14 protein-coding genes are annotated in these 15,948 nt (G+C 72.0%); 6 read left to right on the top strand and 8 right to left on the bottom strand.

What is annotated here, in order from left to right; all coding sequences use genetic code 11:
- Positions 1-7 precede the first annotated feature (7 nt).
- The 6 genes from ABZS42_RS25450 to ABZS42_RS25425 form a co-directional block, all read right to left on the bottom strand.
- Entirely contained in the window at positions 8-1,189 is a 1,182-nt protein-coding gene (locus tag ABZS42_RS25450) for an ROK family transcriptional regulator (protein ID WP_355149314.1), read from the bottom strand.
- Between the two features lie 22 nt (positions 1,190-1,211).
- Complete coding sequence (locus ABZS42_RS25445; protein WP_355149312.1) at positions 1,212-2,471, bottom strand: ABC transporter permease; 1,260 nt, start codon at positions 2,469-2,471, stop codon at positions 1,212-1,214.
- Positions 2,468-3,292: an ATP-binding cassette domain-containing protein gene (locus tag ABZS42_RS25440; RefSeq protein WP_355149310.1), complete on the bottom strand. Its 825-nt coding sequence runs from the start codon at positions 3,290-3,292 to the stop codon at positions 2,468-2,470. Before ABZS42_RS25440 ends, ABZS42_RS25445 begins: the two co-directional genes overlap by 4 nt.
- Before the next feature lie 122 nt (positions 3,293-3,414).
- Positions 3,415-4,512, bottom strand: coding sequence for a sugar ABC transporter substrate-binding protein (locus ABZS42_RS25435; protein WP_355149308.1), 1,098 nt, complete (start codon positions 4,510-4,512; stop codon positions 3,415-3,417).
- 236 nt (positions 4,513-4,748) lie between these two features.
- Positions 4,749-5,228: a Cys-tRNA(Pro) deacylase gene (ybaK, locus tag ABZS42_RS25430; RefSeq protein WP_355149306.1), complete on the bottom strand. Its 480-nt coding sequence runs from the start codon at positions 5,226-5,228 to the stop codon at positions 4,749-4,751.
- Between the two features lie 10 nt (positions 5,229-5,238).
- Complete coding sequence (locus ABZS42_RS25425; protein WP_355149304.1) at positions 5,239-6,465, bottom strand: methyltransferase domain-containing protein; 1,227 nt, start codon at positions 6,463-6,465, stop codon at positions 5,239-5,241.
- A gap of 251 nt (positions 6,466-6,716) precedes the next feature.
- Here ABZS42_RS25425 and groES point away from each other — a divergent pair, with 251 nt between their 5' ends.
- From groES to ABZS42_RS25410, 3 genes are all read left to right on the top strand, one after another.
- Positions 6,717-7,031 (top strand): co-chaperone GroES, encoded by a 315-nt coding sequence (gene groES / locus ABZS42_RS25420; RefSeq protein WP_018222648.1) that lies wholly within the window; start codon positions 6,717-6,719, stop codon positions 7,029-7,031.
- Between the two features lie 69 nt (positions 7,032-7,100).
- On the top strand, positions 7,101-8,747 hold the full coding sequence (groL, locus tag ABZS42_RS25415; RefSeq protein WP_355149302.1) for a chaperonin GroEL: 1,647 nt from the start codon (positions 7,101-7,103) through the stop codon (positions 8,745-8,747).
- 125 nt (positions 8,748-8,872) lie between these two features.
- Positions 8,873-10,507: a molybdopterin-dependent oxidoreductase gene (locus ABZS42_RS25410; RefSeq protein ID WP_355149300.1), complete on the top strand. Its 1,635-nt coding sequence runs from the start codon at positions 8,873-8,875 to the stop codon at positions 10,505-10,507.
- 58 nt (positions 10,508-10,565) lie between these two features.
- Here ABZS42_RS25410 and ABZS42_RS25405 read toward each other — a convergent pair whose 3' ends face one another.
- Complete coding sequence (locus ABZS42_RS25405; protein ID WP_355149298.1) at positions 10,566-10,985, bottom strand: WhiB family transcriptional regulator; 420 nt, start codon at positions 10,983-10,985, stop codon at positions 10,566-10,568.
- Between the two features lie 255 nt (positions 10,986-11,240).
- On the opposite strand from ABZS42_RS25405, the gene ABZS42_RS25400 reads away from it, so the two are divergent.
- Positions 11,241-12,068 carry a helix-turn-helix transcriptional regulator gene (locus ABZS42_RS25400; RefSeq protein WP_355149296.1) on the top strand — a complete coding sequence of 276 codons (828 nt, stop codon included), beginning with the start codon at positions 11,241-11,243 and terminating at the stop codon, positions 12,066-12,068.
- 448 nt (positions 12,069-12,516) lie between these two features.
- Here ABZS42_RS25400 and ABZS42_RS25395 read toward each other — a convergent pair whose 3' ends face one another.
- On the bottom strand, positions 12,517-12,969 hold the full coding sequence (locus ABZS42_RS25395) for a DUF5319 domain-containing protein (RefSeq protein ID WP_355149294.1): 453 nt from the start codon (positions 12,967-12,969) through the stop codon (positions 12,517-12,519).
- A gap of 183 nt (positions 12,970-13,152) precedes the next feature.
- On the opposite strand from ABZS42_RS25395, the gene guaB reads away from it, so the two are divergent.
- Positions 13,153-14,715, top strand: a complete 1,563-nt coding sequence (gene guaB, locus ABZS42_RS25390; RefSeq protein WP_355149292.1) for an IMP dehydrogenase — start codon at positions 13,153-13,155, stop codon at positions 14,713-14,715.
- 37 nt (positions 14,716-14,752) lie between these two features.
- A complete protein-coding gene (locus tag ABZS42_RS25385; protein WP_355149290.1) occupies positions 14,753-15,871 on the top strand; it encodes a GuaB3 family IMP dehydrogenase-related protein in 1,119 nt (372 codons plus the stop codon).
- Positions 15,872-15,948: the final 77 nt, after the last annotated feature.

Here is a 15,948-nt window from a genome sequence, read left to right as displayed (position 1 = left end):
GCAGGCGTCAGCCGATGTCGAGCGGGTCGGCGAGCAGCCGTTCGAAGGCCAGCTCGGCGGCGCCGACGAGGGCGGCGTCGTCGCCCAGTTTCGGGGTACGCAGCCGCACGTGCTCCAGGCAGGCCGTCAGCGCGTTGGCGTTGAGGCGGCTGCGGGTCTGGGCGGCCGCCGCGAGGTAGAGGTCCCGCAGGGTCCCGCCGAAGATGACCATCTCCGGGTTGAAGATGTTCACCAGGTTCGCCACGCCGAAGCCGAGCCAGTCGCCGGCCTGACGCACCGCCGCACCGGCCCGGGCGTCGCCGCGGTCGGCCGCGTCGAAGACGGCCAGCAGCGCCTCCCGCCCCTGCGCGTCGGAGCGGCCGGCGTTGCGCAGCAGCCCGTGCTCGCCGACCAGGGTCTCCCAGCAGCCCCGCGAGCCGCACTCGCAGCGCGCGCCGTCGCGGACCACCTTCATGTGCCCGACCTCGCCGCCGTACCCGCCGTGTCCGGTCACCCGCCGGCCGCCGGCGATGATGCCGGCGCCCACGCCGACGTCACCGTAGAGGTAGACGACGTTGTCGCAGCCGGCGGCGACGCCCCGCGCGTGCTCCGCGGAGGCGGCCACGTCGGCCACGTTGCCGACCGTGATCGGCGCGTCGATGCCCAGTTCGGCGCTGAGCGCCGCGCCGATCGGTTCGTCCACCCAGCCCGTGGTGGGGGCGAGCCGGACCAGGCCGTCGTCGCGACGGACCATGCCGCAGACCGCCAGGCCGGTACCGACGCAGACCGCATCGGCCCGCACGTGCTGCTGCATCTCCTTGACCGCGCCGGCGAGCAGCGGCGCGGCCTCCGCGGCGAGCAGGCCACGGGGCCGGTCCAGCTCCCGGCGGTCGAGCACCACGCCACCGAGACCGACGCGGGCGGCCCGCAGCCGGTCCACCTCGATGCTGTACGCGTACGCGTGGATCCGGTTCGACTCGGGCCGGACGACCGGCGACGGTCGCCCGGCCCGGCCGGTCTCCTTCGGCGCGCCCTCGCTGACCAGCCCCGCTGCGGCGAGGTCGGCGGTCAGCGCGCCGATGGTGCTGCGGTTCAGCCCGAGCGCGGTGGTCAGCTCGGCACGCGAGGTCGCCCCGTGGACGTGGACGTGACGCAGCAGGGCACCGAGGTTCTGCCGACGGATCTCGTCCTGGCTCGGTCCTGGGGGCATGTGGCGCTCCGGTGGTGCGGGGTCAGCGGGTGCCGGTCGTGGCGGAGCGGCGGCGGGAGAATGCGTCCACGGTCGCGGCGAGCAGCAGCACCACGCCGGTGAGCGCGTACTTGACGCCCGAGCTGTACCCCATGAGGCCCATGCCGTTGTCGATGACAGCGATCACCGCGCCGCCGAGCACCGCGTCGAGCACCCGGCCCTTGCCACCGAAGAGGCTGGTGCCGCCGATCACCGCCGCCCCCACCGCGTAGAGCAGGACGCTGCTGCCACCGGTGTTCGGATCCACCGAGTTCGCCCGGCTGGCCGCCACGATGCCGCCGACGGCCGCCATCGAGGAGCAGATCACGAAGACCGAGATGCGGATCCGGTCGACGTCGATGCCGGCCCGCCGGGCGGCCTCCCGGTTGCCGCCCACGGCGTAGATGTGCCGGCCGTAGCGGGTGCGCTGGAGCACGAAGGTCCAGAGCACCAGTAGCACCGCGACGATCGGCACCACGATCGGCACGCCCTTGAGCGAGGTGATCAGCACGTTGCGGCTGCGCTCCAGGTTGAGGATGAAGACCGCCACGCCGAGGATCAGCGCCAGGCCGCCGATCCGGGCGAGGACCACCGCGATCGGGTCGGTGACCAGCCCGCGGGCGGCCCGGCTGCGCTGCCGCAACAGCTGCGTGACCCCGTACCCGATGACCGCCACGAGCGCGAGCAGCCAGCCGAGCGGCGGGGTCAGGTTGCGGTTGGCGATGGCCACCAGCACCTCGTCCCGGACGGCGATGTTCTTGCCCTCCTCCATGAGCATCAACGCGATGCCCTGGAATGCCAGGAACCCGGCGAGGGTGACCACGAAGGACGGAATGCCGATCTTGGCGACCAGGAAACCGAGCACGGTACCGATGACCACGCCGGTGACGACCGCGGCGAGCACCGCGACGTACCACGGGTAGCCGAGCACCGTCACCACGTTGGCCAGTACGGCCGCGCAGACGCCGCTGGCGAAGCCGGCGGAGAGGTCGATCTCGCCCAGCAGCAGGACGAAGATCAGCCCCATCGCGATCAGCGTGGTCGCCGCGCCCTGGGTGAGTAGGTTGGCGAAGTTGCCGGCGGTGAGGAACGACGGGCGGGCGATCGAGAAGATCGTGCAGAGCACGATCAGCCCGAGGACCGCGGGCAGCCCACCGATGTCGCCGCCGCGTACCCGGCTCCAGTAGTTGCGCGCGTGACCCGCGACGGTCGGCGCCGGCGTGACGGCCGCCGGACCCTGCTGCTCTACGGCTGTGGTGGTCATCGGTCGCCTCCTGCGGTCTTGCCGGCCGGCCGTCCGTCGGTGCCGTTGCGGCCCTGGCCCGGCTCGGCGGTGAGACCGAGCCCGCCGGAGCGGCCGGCGGTGATCAGCTCGACCACCTGGGCGTGGGTGATGTCGGTGGTCTTCACCTGGGCGACCATCTGACCGAGGTAGAGGGCTGCGATCCGGTCGGAGACGGCGAAGACGTCGTTCATGTTGTGCGAGATGAGCACGACCGCCAGACCGTTGTCGGCGAGCCGGCGGACCAGTTCGAGCACCTGCGCGGTCTGCGCCACGCCGAGCGCGGCGGTCGGCTCGTCCAGGACGACGAGACGGCTGTTCCAGAGCACCGCCTTGGCGATCGCCACCGTCTGGCGCTGCCCGCCGGAGAGGCTGGAGACGTGCTGCCGCAACGACTTCACCGTGCGTACGGAGAGACCGGCCAGCGTCTCGGCCGCCATCTGCTCCATGGTCGGCTCGTCGAGGACGATGCCGTTGAGCTTCTCCCGGCCGAGGAACATGTTCTGCACGATGTCGAGGTTGTCGCAGAGCGCAAGGTCCTGGTAGACGACCTCGATGCCGAGGGCGGCGGCGTCCCGGGGGCTGTGGATCGCCGCCGGCCGGCCGTCGAAGAGGAACTCGCCGGCGTCGGTCGGGTGGATGCCGCTGATGCACTTGACCAGGGTCGACTTGCCGGCGCCGTTGTCACCGACGAGCGCGGTCACCTCGCCGGCGTGGGCGGCGAAGGCGACGTCGTGCAGAACCTGGACGGGACCGAAACTCTTGTCGATCCCACGTAGCTCCAGCAGGGGAGTTGCGGGCACGGGGTGTCTCCTTTGGATGGACGGCAGCAGGATCTCCTCAGCCCGTCCGGCGGATGCCGCCCGGCACGGGAGGCGACTCCCGTGCCGGGCGGCGGTTGCGCCTCGGCGGGTACGGCGTCAGGTCAGCTGATGCCGGCGTCGGTGCAGAACTTGGCGTACGCCTCGGTGCAGACCTCGTCCTTGGTGACGTAGCCGTCGTCGATGACGTCCTTGACGTTCTCCTTGTAGATCGCCTTCGGGTTCAGCAGCACGGACGGGACGTCCCGGCCACCCTCCGGGTCCTTCACCGTCTGGCCGGTCTCCTTGCGCTCACCCTTGGCGAGCCCGATGGCCAGGTCGGAGGCGGCGTTCGCCTCCTCCTTCACCGCCTTGTAGACGGTCATGCACTGGTCGCCGGCGAGGATGTTCTGCAGACCCTCCGGGGTGGCGTCCTGGCCGGTGACCGGTACCCGTCCGTTGAGCCCGTTCTTCTTCAGGATGGAGATGGCCGCGTTGCCCAGCCCGTCGTTCGCGGCGAGCACTCCGTCGATCTTGCCGCCGGTCTTGGTGAGCTGCTGCTCGAAGATCGTGGTGGCCTGGGCGTTGTCCCAGTCCGGCACGGCGTCGTCGGCGGCCTTCGTGTACTCCTTCGAGTCGAACTTCGGCTTGAGCACCGAGTCGTACCCGCTCTTGAACAGCGTCGCGTTGTTGTCGGTCGGCGAGCCGTTGAGGTAGGCGACCGCGGGGTTCTTGACGCCCTTGTCGGTGAGGCACTTGACCAGGCCCTCGCCCTGGAGCTTGCCCACTGCGACATTGTCGAAGCTGACGTAGTACTCGGCCGAGCCGCCGAGGGTGAGCCGGTCGTAGTCGATGGTGGCCACACCCTGGGACTTCGCCTTGTCGAGCACTGCCTTGCCGGTGCCGGAGTCGAGGTTGACGATCATCAGCACGGTCACGCCACTGGTGATCATCTGGTCGGCGATGGTCTGGAACTGGGTCTTGTCGCCCTGGGCGTTCTGGATGTCGTACTCGACGTTGGCGGCCTTGAAGGCCTCCTCCAGGAACTTGCGGTCGGCGCCCTCCCAGCGGGCGGAGGACTTGCTGTCGGGCAGGATCACGCCGATCTTCGGGGTCTGGCCGGAGCCGGCCTGGTCGTCCCCGCCGGAGTTGTCGCCGCAGGCGGCCAAGCTACCCGTCGCCAGCAGACCCACGGTGGCGAAGGTGAGGAGCCCTTTACGCATGTGCAGGGTCCTTTCGGGGTGGGGGGGTGTTGTTTTGTTGTGCCCGGCAACGTATGGCGCATGTGAGGCCCGACACAAGGGTGTCGATGGACTGATTTTGTTGCGGGCAGTAACAATTCGGCAACGCAGGCCCGCCCGCGGTCACCAGGGTTGGGAGCGCTTCAACCGCTCGGGGGTGCGAGGAGCCGGTCCACCGGTGCCGTGGACGCGGCGGACCCGTTCCGGCGCGCGATCGGTCAACCGGCGGCGAGCGGCGCGGTGCGTGCCTCGGTCAGTGCCACCAGATCGGCCGGGGTGAGCTGGAGCTGAAGCCCGCGACGGCCCGCCGAGACGTAGATCGTGGGGAAGCCCAGCGCGGAGGAGTCGAGCACGGTGGGCAGCCGCTTGCGTTGGCCGAGCGGACTGATGCCGCCCCGGACGTAGCCGGTGGCCCGCTCGGCGGCCGCCCGGTCGGCGAGCGTGGCCCGCTTGCCGCCGACCGCCGCAGCGAGGGCCTTCAGGTCCAGCTCCCCGGTGACCGGCACCACCGCCACGGCGAGCGCGCCGTCGATCACGGTGACCAGGGTCTTGAACACCCGCTCCGGAGGTACGCCCAGCGCCGCCGCGACCAGCGCGCCGTAGTTGGGCGCGTCCGGGCTCACGTCGTACGGGTGGGTGCTGTGCGCGACCTTCCGCTTCGTCAGCAGCGCCGTCGCCGGTGTGCCCTGTCCCGCCACGATCGGGAATCTAGTCCTGCACCGGCCGGCAGACCAGCACGGTCGGCGCGCCGGCGATCCGGGTGAGCACGAGGCTCGCCGCCGCGTCGCCGGCCAGCCGCAGGTCCCGCCGGAGCTGCTCCGGGGTCAGCGCCGAGCCGCGCTTGAGGATCTCCACCCGGCCCACACGCCGCTCCCGCAGGAACGCACGCAGCCGTTTCAACGAGAACGGCAGCACGTCGGTGATCTCCAGGCAGCGGGCGTACGGGCCCAGCGTCGGGGTGTCCGCGTACAGGTAGGCGATGGCCGGGTCGGCGAGGCTGGCGTCCAGCTCGTCGGACAGCTCGGCGACCAGGTGCGCCCGAACGACCGCCGGGTCGGGGTCGTGCAGGAACCGGCGTACCGGGCCGACGTCCGCCTCCCGGTCACCGGCGCCCGTCAGCTGCCCGGCGGCGCCCCGGCCACGGCCGGAAGCGTCGACCGGGGTCGCCTCCTTCTCGCTCAGCAGCGTGGCGCGGCGGGGGACCTCGGCGAGTTCGCCGCACCAGAGCGCCGCCTCGACCAGGTCGCCGTCGACGCTGACCCATTCCGCCTCGGCGCCGGCCGGGATCAGCCCGTGGTCGATCCCGGGAGCGACCTTCACCACGGTCCGCGGCGTCCGCTCGGCGAGCCGCGTCACGAAGTCCCAGGGAGGCGAGTACGCGTTCGGGTCGAAGATCCGCCGGCCGGTGCCGCCGGCGCGCCGGGCCGGATCGCAGAAGACCGCCTCGACCCGGCTCACGTCGAACGCCGTCGCGTCGCCGCACTCCACGGTGAAGAGGTCGGCCAGCCCGGCGGCCTCGGCGTTGGCGGCGGCCATCGCGGCGGTCAGCGGGTCGGCCTCCACCCCGTACACCCGGATGCCGGCCCGGGCGGCGGCGAGCGCGTCCGCGCCCAGTCCGCAACCGAGGTCGGCCAGCGTGCGTACCCCGGCGGCCCGCAGCCGCGCGGCGCGGCGCGCCGCGACCACGCCCCGGGTGGCCTGCTCGAGGCCGGCGCGGGTGAGGAACATCCCGGCGGCGGTCGGCCCGAACTTGGCAGTCGCCCGCCGCCGCAACTCGGCCTGGGTCAGCGCGGCCGCCGCGAGCCCGGCCGGCACCCCGGCCGCGCGGAGGGCGGATGCGGCGGCCAGCGGGTCGCCGCCGGTCACCCGGGCCGCCGCGTCCAGCGCGGCGGCACCCTCGGCGGTACGCAGGGCGGCCAGCTGATCGAGATCCACCCGGTCATTGTGGTGGCCGACCTCGACGCGCCGCCCGGCGGGTTGGCACTCTCCTTGACGGAGTGCTAGCCACGGAATAACCTGCGATTAGCACTCTCAACCTGAGGGTGCCAGCTCCCGGGTCACTCCGACCCGAGTGCTGAACGCCAGGCGGACCGGCACCCGCGACGACGGCCCCGCCCGGTGGCATGTGGCAGATTGACGCTGGTCGGCCCTGCTGACCAGCACAGAAACCAGTACCCCAGGAGGGTATGCCCGTGACTACCGCGACCAAGGTTGCGATCAAGCCGCTTGAGGACCGCATCGTGGTCCAGGCGAACGAGGCTGAGACCACCACGGCGTCGGGCATCGTGATCCCCGACACCGCCAAGGAGAAGCCGCAGGAGGGCACCGTCCTCGCTGTGGGTCCCGGCCGGATCGACGACAAGGGCAACCGTGTGCCGATCGACGTCAAGGTCGGCGACACCGTCCTCTACTCGAAGTACGGCGGCACCGAGGTCAAGTACGCCGGCGAGGAGTACCTGGTGCTCTCCGCCCGCGACGTCCTCGCGGTCATCGAGAAGTAAGCAACCGATCAGTGTCGTTGCCCCGGTCCGGTTCGCCGGGCCGGGGCAACGCCGCTTGAAGGGACATTCATGGCGAAGATCCTGAGCTTCTCGGACGACGCCCGACACCTGCTGGAGCACGGTGTCAACGCCCTCGCGGACGCGGTCAAGGTCACCCTCGGCCCGCGCGGGCGCAACGTCGTCCTGGACAAGAAGTTTGGTGCGCCCACGATCACCAACGATGGTGTGACCATCGCCAAGGAGATCGAGCTCACCAACCCGTACGAGAACCTCGGCGCGCAGCTGGTCAAGGAGGTGGCGACCAAGACCAACGACGTCGCCGGCGACGGGACCACCACCGCGACCGTGCTGGCCCAGGCGATGGTGCGCGAGGGCCTGCGCAACGTGGCGGCCGGGGCCAGCCCGACCGGCCTGAAGCGTGGCGTCGACGCGGCCAGCGCCAAGGTCTCCGAGGCCCTGCTGGCCCGGGCCGTCGAGGTGTCCGGCAAGGAGGCGATCGCGCACGTCGCGACGGTCTCCGCGCAGGACTCCACGATCGGCGACATGATCGCCGAGGCGATGGAGCGGGTCGGCCGTGACGGTGTCATCACCGTCGAGGAGGGCTCGACCCTCGCCACCGAGCTGGAGGTGACCGAGGGTCTCCAGTTCGACAAGGGTTTCGTCTCCCCGCACTTCGTCACCGACGCGGAGTCGCAGGAGGCGGTCCTCGAGGACGCGTACGTCCTGATCACCACGCAGAAGATCTCGGCGATCGAGGAGCTGCTGCCGTTGCTGGAGAAGGTCCTCCAGAACAGCAAGCCGCTGCTGATCATCGCCGAGGACGTCGAGGGCCAGGCGCTCTCGACCCTGGTCGTCAACTCCATCCGCAAGACCCTGAAGGTCTGCGCGGTCAAGGCGCCCGGCTTCGGTGACCGCCGCAAGGCGATGCTCCAGGACATGGCGATCCTGACCGGCGCCGAGCTGGTCGCCCCGGAGCTGGGCTACAAGCTCGACCAGGTCGGCCTGGAGGTGCTGGGTTCCGCCCGGCGCGTCGTGGTCGACAAGGACAACACCACGATCGTGGACGGTGGCGGCCAGGCTGCCGACGTCGCCGACCGGGTGGCTCAGATCCGCAAGGAGATCGAGGCCTCGGACTCCGAGTGGGACCGGGAGAAGCTCGCCGAGCGGCTGGCGAAGCTGTCGGGCGGCATCGCGGTCATCAAGGCCGGCGGCGCGACCGAGGTCGAGATGAAGGAGCGCAAGCACCGCATCGAGGACGCCATCGCGGCGACCAAGGCCGCGGTCGAGGAGGGTACGGTGCCCGGCGGTGGCGCCGCCCTGGCGCAGGTCCTGCCGGCGCTCGCCGACGACCTCGGCTACACCGGTGACGAGAAGGTCGGTGTCTCGATCGTCCGCAAGGCGCTCGTCGAGCCGCTGCGCTGGATCGCCGAGAACGCCGGCCACGACGGCTACGTGGTGGCGCAGAAGGTCGCCGCCGCCGAGTGGGGCAACGGCCTGAACGCCGCCACCGGCGAGTACGTCGACCTGGTCAAGTCCGGCATCCTGGACCCGGTCAAGGTCACCCGCAACGCGGTCACCAACGCCGCCTCCATCGCCGGCCTGCTGCTCACCACGGAGAGCCTCGTGGTGGAGAAGCCGGCCGAGCCGGAGCCGGCCGCCGCCGGTGGGCACGGTCACTCGCACGGCCACGGCCACCAGCACGGCCCGGGCTTCTGACCCACGTCGTACGCCCGGTCGGGGCACACCGTCATCCGGCGGTGTGCCCCGACGCGTTCGTGGTGGCTCTTACGAGACGCTGACGTCACTACCGGCCGGCCCGGTTGATCGGAAACACTGGGCCGATGAGCACCACCACCCCCCGGTTCGGGGCACTGGCCGGGATCACCTCCGCCGCCGTGGCGATCGGCGTGGCCGAAGCGATGGCCGTGCTGACCGGCCCCCGGTCGGCGCCGCTGGTCGCGGTCGGCGGAGTGGTCGTCGACACGGTGCCGGAACCGCTCAAACAGTTCGCCATCGACGTCTTCGGCACGTACGACAAGATCGCCCTGCTGATCGGGACGGCGGTGCTGCTGGCCGCCATCGCCGCGTTGCTCGGCGTCCTCTCCGTACGCCGGCTCGCGGTCGGCCTCACGGGCGTCGCGGCCTTCGGGGCGCTCGGTGTGGCCGCCGCCCTGACCAGGGCCGGCGCGGACGCCGGCGACGCACTGCCGTCACTGGTCGGCGCCGGGTTCGGCGCGCTGGTGCTCTGGGCCTTCATCGCCGGTCCGCTGGAACTCGATCCGTGGCCGTGGAGCCCGCCCAGCGGTCACCTCCCGTCCACGACCCCGGGCGGTCCCGGTGGCGCGTCGCGCACCCCTCCCGGCGAGCCGTCGGCCGGAGCCGCGCCGGCGCCCCTTGAGAGGACCGACCCGGAGTCCCGGCGTCGGTTCCTGACCGGCGCCGGGGTGTTGCTCGGCACCGCCGCCGTGGCCGGCTTCGGCGGGCGCTGGCTGGCCGGCCGGCGCGGGGTGTCGGCGGCCCGCGAGGCCGTGGTGCTACCCGCTCCGGCCTCCCCGGCCCCCGCGGTGCCCGCCGGGGCCGACCTGTCGCTACCCCAGCTCGCCCCGTACGTCAGCTCGAACTTCGGCTTCTACCGGATCGACAGCGCGCTGGTGGTGCCCCAGGTCGACCCGGAGTCCTGGCAGTTGCGTATCCACGGCCGGGTACGCAACCCGATCACGCTCAGCTTCGCGGATCTGCTCGCCCGGCCGATGGTGGAGCGGTACGTCACCCTCGCCTGCGTCTCGAACGAGGTCGGCGGGGAGCTGATCGGCAACGCCCGCTGGCTCGGCGTACCGATCCGGGACCTGCTGGACGAGGTCGAGCCGGAGGAGGGCGCCGACCAGGTGGTCGGGCGTTCGGTCGACGGCTGGACCTGCGGCACCCCGACGGCGGCACTGCGCGACGGGCGGGACGCGCTGCTGGCGGTGGGGATGAACGGTGAGCCGCTGCCCGTCGAGCACGGGTTCCCGGTCCGGATGGTCGTGCCGGGCCTGTACGGCTACGTGTCGGCCTGCAAGTGGGTGACCGAGCTGGAGCTGACCAGCTTCACGGACTTCGACGCGTACTGGGTGCCGCGGGGCTGGTCGCCGCAGGGTCCGATCAAGACCCAGTCGCGGATCGACACGCCTCGGCCGCGCAATCGGCTGACCGCCGGCCCGGTCATGGTCGCCGGGGTGGCCTGGGCTCAGCACCGGGGGATCCGCCGCGTCGAGGTACGCGTCGACGACGGGCCCTGGCAGGAGGCGGAGCTGGCCCCCACGGTCTCCGTGGACACCTGGGTGCAGTGGTCGTGGCGTTGGGAGGCCACACCGGGGACGCACCGCCTCCAGGTGCGGGCCACGGATGCCACCGGTGAGACGCAGACCGACCGCAGGCAGGACGTCGTCCCCGACGGCGCCACCGGCTGGCACACCATCCGCGTCACCGTCCGCTGACCCCGCCCCACCCCCCCGCGTCGATCACGAGGTTGGCGGGGAGGGGTTGGGGGCGGGATCAGGCGACCTTGCGTTCGGTGGGGGTGCCGGCGCTGGGGGTGGGGTTGGCGGCGACGTGTTCGGTCGAGTTGTGCGGTCGGCCCAGCCGGGCCTCCAGCCGGGCGAGGTCGACTCGGGTGCGCCGACGGTCGGCCAGGTCCTCCCAACCGGTGGCGAGCAGCCGCAGGCGTTCGGACTCGCTGAAGCCACCCCAGACGCCGTACGGCTCGCGTACGGACAGGGCGTGCGCGGCGCATTCGGCCCGCACCGGGCAGGTACGGCAGACCGCCTTCGCGCCGGACTCCCGGCGCAGCCGGGACGAGCCCCGTTCACCGTCCGGGTGGAAGAACTGGGCGCTGTCCCGTCCCCGGCAGGCGCCGAGCCGCTGCCAGTCCCAGAGATCGACGATGGGTCCGGGCAGTCTACGTACGTTCGACATCAGCACCCCTCCTCCCGCGCGGCACCGCGAGATCATCATGGCCGGGCCTCCGGGCGGCGGGCCGCACAGGCGCACCGATCCCGGCCTGGGTCTCCCGTTACCCGACAGCCCCACGATTCACACGCGTGTGATCCAAAACGTCCGGCACTTTGTCGCATATGACCCATCTGTCGGAAAAGTTCGGAGGATTGCCGGGAACCCCCTCCCGGACCGACCCGCTCGTGGTCTGCTCGTTGGCGGAGAGGAGACCCCACAGTGCGTACGGTTCTTGTGTGCGTCCGGACACCACTTGCGGCGCAACATCTCACTTCCGCGGCGGCCCGCCTCGGGCTGTCAGCGGTCGTTCGTACCGCCGTCTCCGACCCTGAGGTGATGCTTCGGCTCACCGAACGGCAACCGGACGTGGTACTCGCCGACACGGCGCTCACCCGGCCCGACAGCGCCGGCTTCGTCCGCCGGGTGCTGGCCCGTGCCCCGCAGGCCGCCGTGCTGCTCTTCGGCGCCGAGGAGTCCGAGGCCGCCGCGGCGACCATCAACGCCGGTGCCCGTGGGCTGATCCAAGGCGCCGACCACGATCTCACCAGCGCGGTGGCCAAAGCGCTGCTGCTGCTCTCCGCGCCCGGCCGGGCCGCCCGTCACCGGGTCACCGACCCGGTACGGGACACCGCGGCGGTCGGCGGGAAGAGCCGCTCCACGCCCGCCGGTCGACCCGGCGGTGACCCGGGCCCCGGCTGGTCGGCCGGGCCGGCGGAGGGGCCGAACGGCGGACCGACCGTGGTGCCGGTGCAACGCGGCGACGACGGGCCGGAAGGTAACGGTGGTGAGCCCGAGGGCACGCCACCGGACGGCAAACGGCCGGCGCCGAACGCCCGGGCCGCGCGCGCCTCCGTCGGGCTGACCGAGCGCGAACTCCAGGTGCTGCTCGGAATGGCGGAGGGCAAGAGCAACGCCGAGATCGGGCGGGAGCTGTTCGTCTCGGAGGACACCGTCAAGACGCACGCGCGGCGGCTCTTCCGCAAGCTGGGCGCCCGGGACCGGGCGCACGCCGTGGCCGCGGGCTTCCGCGCCGGGCTGGTCGCCTGAGGATCGGTCGAGCAACCTCGAAGCTTGAGGGCGCCCTGAGGTCCGGGAGGCCAAGGGTGACCACTGCGGGGACGCTTTAGAGCTGATGTCGTAGACGACTCGCCGGCGGCCGCGCTGGATGCTCTGCCAGACGGTGGCCGGCGGTGCTGAGCCGGCAGCTCCCGCCTGCGGATTGCTGGTGGCACCGTCGGTGATCGCCCAATGAATCGCGGCGCGAGCGTCGGTAATTGGGCGGGAGCACTGCCGGTGATGTCGCAGGCGATTCAGCTCCAAAGCGTGCCCGAGGGGATGCCTCGCCCGGTGGTGCCGCCTGCCTTCCGCGCTCGCACCCGTTCGCGCCAAAGACACTCGTGAGGCCCGGTGGGCCCGGTGGGCCCGGTGGGCCCGGTGGGCCCGGTGGGCCCGGTGGGCCCGGCGGCCCGGTGGGGCCGCGCCAGCCCCGTCCTGTTCAGCGGCGGTCGGGCTCCTCGCGGCCAGGCTCCTCGCGGCCGGGCTCCTCGTGTCCGGGCGCGTCGTCGTTGCCGTCGGTGAGCGTGTCGTGCACGCCGTCGGCGTAGCCCCGGGCGTACTCCCAGGTGACGTAGTGGTCCGGGTCGGGGTCGTAGGCCGGCTCGTGCACGCGGGGCCGGCCCGAGCTGAGCAGATGGCGCAGGTTGCCCCGGAGCAGGTCCCAGTCGAAGTAGTGCGGCTCGCGGCAGTCCTCACACTCGATCACCAGGCCGCGAACCCCGACCGGGGCCAGCAGGGCCTGATAGATCTCCAGGTCGGCGAGATCCTCCAGCACGTCCTGCCGCTCGACGTCGGTCAGCGCGTCCAGCGGTGCGTCGTCGCCCGAGTCGTGCAGGCCGGAGGCCGGATCGGCCGGGTCGCCGTTGAACGGGTCGATGGGCTCGTCGTGCACCCCCTCACCGTAGACCCAACGCCGCAGCGACGCCCGCCCCCGGACGCGCGCCGACCGGCCCGGCGCGAGGACGGCCAGCTCAGCCGCATGGGTACGATGGAGCGACGCGCCGCGTGCGGCGCTCTTCCGGTGCCCGCCGCGCCACCTCGCTGAAGCCCGTTCGACCAGCTCAGGGGAGCAATCGTGGAAATTTCGCCCAGCACCGATCTTCCGGCCGGCGCCGACCACGGCGAGCTGGGCGGCCACCTGCCGGAGCTGCCGGCAGGCTCCGCCCGGGTGGTACCTCTCGGCCTGACCTTCGACGACGTACTGCTCCAGCCGGGCGAGTCGGACGTGGTGCCGAGCCGCGTGAACACCGTCACCCGGCTGACCCGCAACGTCACGCTCTCCGTGCCGCTGCTCTCCAGCGCGATGGACACCGTGACCGAGGCGCGCATGGCGATCGCCATGGCCCGTCAGGGCGGCATCGGCGTGCTGCACCGCAACCTCTCGGTGGAGGACCAGGCGCTCCAGGTGGACCTGGTCAAGCGCTCCGAGTCCGGCATGATCACCAACCCGGTCACCGCCAGCCCCGACGACACCCTGCGCGACGTCGACGCGCTCTGCGGCCGCTACCGGATCTCCGGGGTGCCCGTCGTCGACGGCGACGGGCAGCTCGTCGGCATCGTGACCAACCGTGACATGCGTTTCGTCTCCGAACCCGACACGCCGGTCCGCGAGATCATGACCCGGGCCCCGCTGATCACCGCGCCGGTCGGCGTGAGCAAGGACGAGGCGCTGGCCCTGCTGCGCCAGCACAAGGTGGAGAAGCTACCGATCGTGGACGGCTCGGGCCGGCTGCGCGGGCTGATCACCGTGAAGGACTTCACCAAGAGCGAGCAGTACCCGGACGCCACCAAGGACGAGGCGGGCCGGCTGCGCGTGGCCGCCGCCATCGGGGTCGGGGAGGACTCCTACAAGCGGGCTCGGGCCCTGGTCGACGCGGGCGTCGACGTGCTGATCGTGGACACCGCGCACGGCCACCAGCGGGCCGTCCTGGACATGGTCCGCCGGCTCAAGAAGGACGTCACGATCGACATCGTGGGCGGCAACATCGCCACCTACGCCGGCGCCCGGGCCCTGGTCGAGGCTGGCGCCGACGGCGTCAAGGTCGGTGTCGGCCCGGGCGCGATCTGCACCACCCGGATCGTGGCGGGAGTCGGCGTGCCGCAGATCACCGCGATCATGGAGGCCACCCGGGCGGCCCGTCCGGCGGGCGTCCCGGTGATCGGCGACGGCGGTATCCAGTACTCCGGCGACATCGCCAAGGCGCTGGTCGCCGGTGCCGACACGGTGATGCTCGGCAGCCTGCTCGCCGGCTGCGAGGAGAGCCCCGGTGAGCTGATCTTCGTCAACGGCAAGCAGTTCAAGGCGTACCGGGGGATGGGCTCGCTCGGCGCGATGCAGTCCCGTGGGCAGGCCAAGTCGTACTCCAAGGACCGTTACTTTCAGCAGGACGTGACCAACGACGAGAAGCTGGTCCCGGAGGGCGTCGAGGGTCAGGTGCCGTACCGCGGGCCGCTCTCGCGGGTCGCCCACCAGCTGGTCGGCGGGCTGCGGCTGGCGATGGGCTACGCCGGCGCGGAGAGCATCCCCGAGCTCCACGCGCGCGGCCAGCTGATCCGGATCACCGCGGCGGGGCTCAAGGAGAGCCACCCGCACGACATCCAGATGACCACCGAGGCGCCCAACTACCACACCCGCTGACCCCCACCACCACCCCCGACAACAACTGGAGTGAGCCATGCGTGACGTGGTCGAGATCGGGTTGGGCAAGACCGCGCAACGCGGTTACCACCTGGACGACATCGCCATCGTCCCGAGCCGCCGGACGCGGGACGTCGACGACGTCTCCACCGCCTGGCAGCTCGACGCCTACCAGTTCGGCATCCCCTGCGTCGGGCACCCCTCCGACGCCACGATGAGCCCGAGCTCCGCCGTCCGCCTCGGCGAGCTCGGCGGCCTCGGTGTGCTCAACGTCGAAGGGCTCTGGACCCGCTACGAGAACCCGACGAAGGTGCTCGAGGAACTGGCCGGGCTGGACGAGGACGCACGGGCGACCAAGCGGCTGCAGGAGGTGTACGCCGAACCGATCCGACCCGACCTCATCGCGGAGCGGGTACGCGAGCTGCGTGCCGGGGGCGGCACGGTGGCGGTGCGGGTGTCCCCGCAGCACACCCTGGCGCTGGCCCCGGTGATCCTGGACGCCGGCGTGGACATCCTGGTCATCCAGGGCACGATCGTCTCCGCCGAGCACGTCTCGACCACCGACGAGCCGCTGAACCTCAAGGAGTTCATCGCGGACCTCGACCTGCCGGTGATCGTGGGCGGCTGCACCGACTACAAGACCGCGCTGCACCTGATGCGTACCGGCGCGGCCGGTGTCATCGTCGGCATCGGCGGGGACGACTGGTCGACCACCGAGTCGGTGCTCGGCATCCGGGTGCCGATGGCCACCGCGATCGCCGACGCGGCCGCGGCCCGCCGGGACTACCTGGACGAGACCGGCGGCCGGTACGTGCACCTGATCGCCGACGGGGACATGCAGAGCTCCGGCGACATCGCCAAGGCCCTCGGCTGCGGCGCGGACGCGGTGATGCTCGGCGAGCCGCTCTCCCGCAGCGAGGAGGCGCCGGCCGGTGGGGCCTGGTGGCACTCGGCCGCCAGCCACCCGTCGCTGCCGCGCGGCGCGTTCGAGGTGGCCAGTGAGCCGATCGGCTCGCTGGAGCAGGTTCTCTTCGGCCCGGCCGACGAGCCCGACGGCCAGCTGAACCTCTTCGGCGGGCTGCGCCGGGCGATGGCCAAGTGTGGCTACCGCGACCTCAAGGAGTTCCAGAAGGTCGGCCTGGTCCTCGACCGCTGACCTGCGCGAATACGCCGTGTCGCACCGGCCGCGCCCGGTGGCGCGGCCGGGGGGTCGGAGCTGGCCCCCGAGCGTGG

This window comes from Micromonospora sp. NPDC005367, from assembly GCF_040606825.1.
Classification (GTDB): domain Bacteria; phylum Actinomycetota; class Actinomycetes; order Mycobacteriales; family Micromonosporaceae; genus Micromonospora.
This window is presented reverse-complemented; position numbering and strand designations above follow the sequence as displayed.

What these genes read in the sequence shown, in the direction of transcription:
- ABZS42_RS25450 (WP_355149314.1), bottom strand. Translation starts at nt 1,189, where the DNA reads ATGCCCCCAGGACCGAGCCAGGACGAGATCCGTCGGCAGAACCTCGGT.
- ABZS42_RS25410 (WP_355149300.1), top strand. Translation starts at nt 8,873, where the DNA reads ATGAGCACCACCACCCCCCGGTTCGGGGCACTGGCCGGGATCACCTCC.
- groL (WP_355149302.1), top strand. Translation starts at nt 7,101, where the DNA reads ATGGCGAAGATCCTGAGCTTCTCGGACGACGCCCGACACCTGCTGGAG.
- groES (WP_018222648.1), top strand. Translation starts at nt 6,717, where the DNA reads ATGCCCGTGACTACCGCGACCAAGGTTGCGATCAAGCCGCTTGAGGAC.
- ABZS42_RS25385 (WP_355149290.1), top strand. Translation starts at nt 14,753, where the DNA reads ATGCGTGACGTGGTCGAGATCGGGTTGGGCAAGACCGCGCAACGCGGT.
- ABZS42_RS25405 (WP_355149298.1), bottom strand. Translation starts at nt 10,985, where the DNA reads ATGTCGAACGTACGTAGACTGCCCGGACCCATCGTCGATCTCTGGGAC.
- ABZS42_RS25435 (WP_355149308.1), bottom strand. Translation starts at nt 4,512, where the DNA reads ATGCGTAAAGGGCTCCTCACCTTCGCCACCGTGGGTCTGCTGGCGACG.
- ABZS42_RS25445 (WP_355149312.1), bottom strand. Translation starts at nt 2,471, where the DNA reads ATGACCACCACAGCCGTAGAGCAGCAGGGTCCGGCGGCCGTCACGCCG.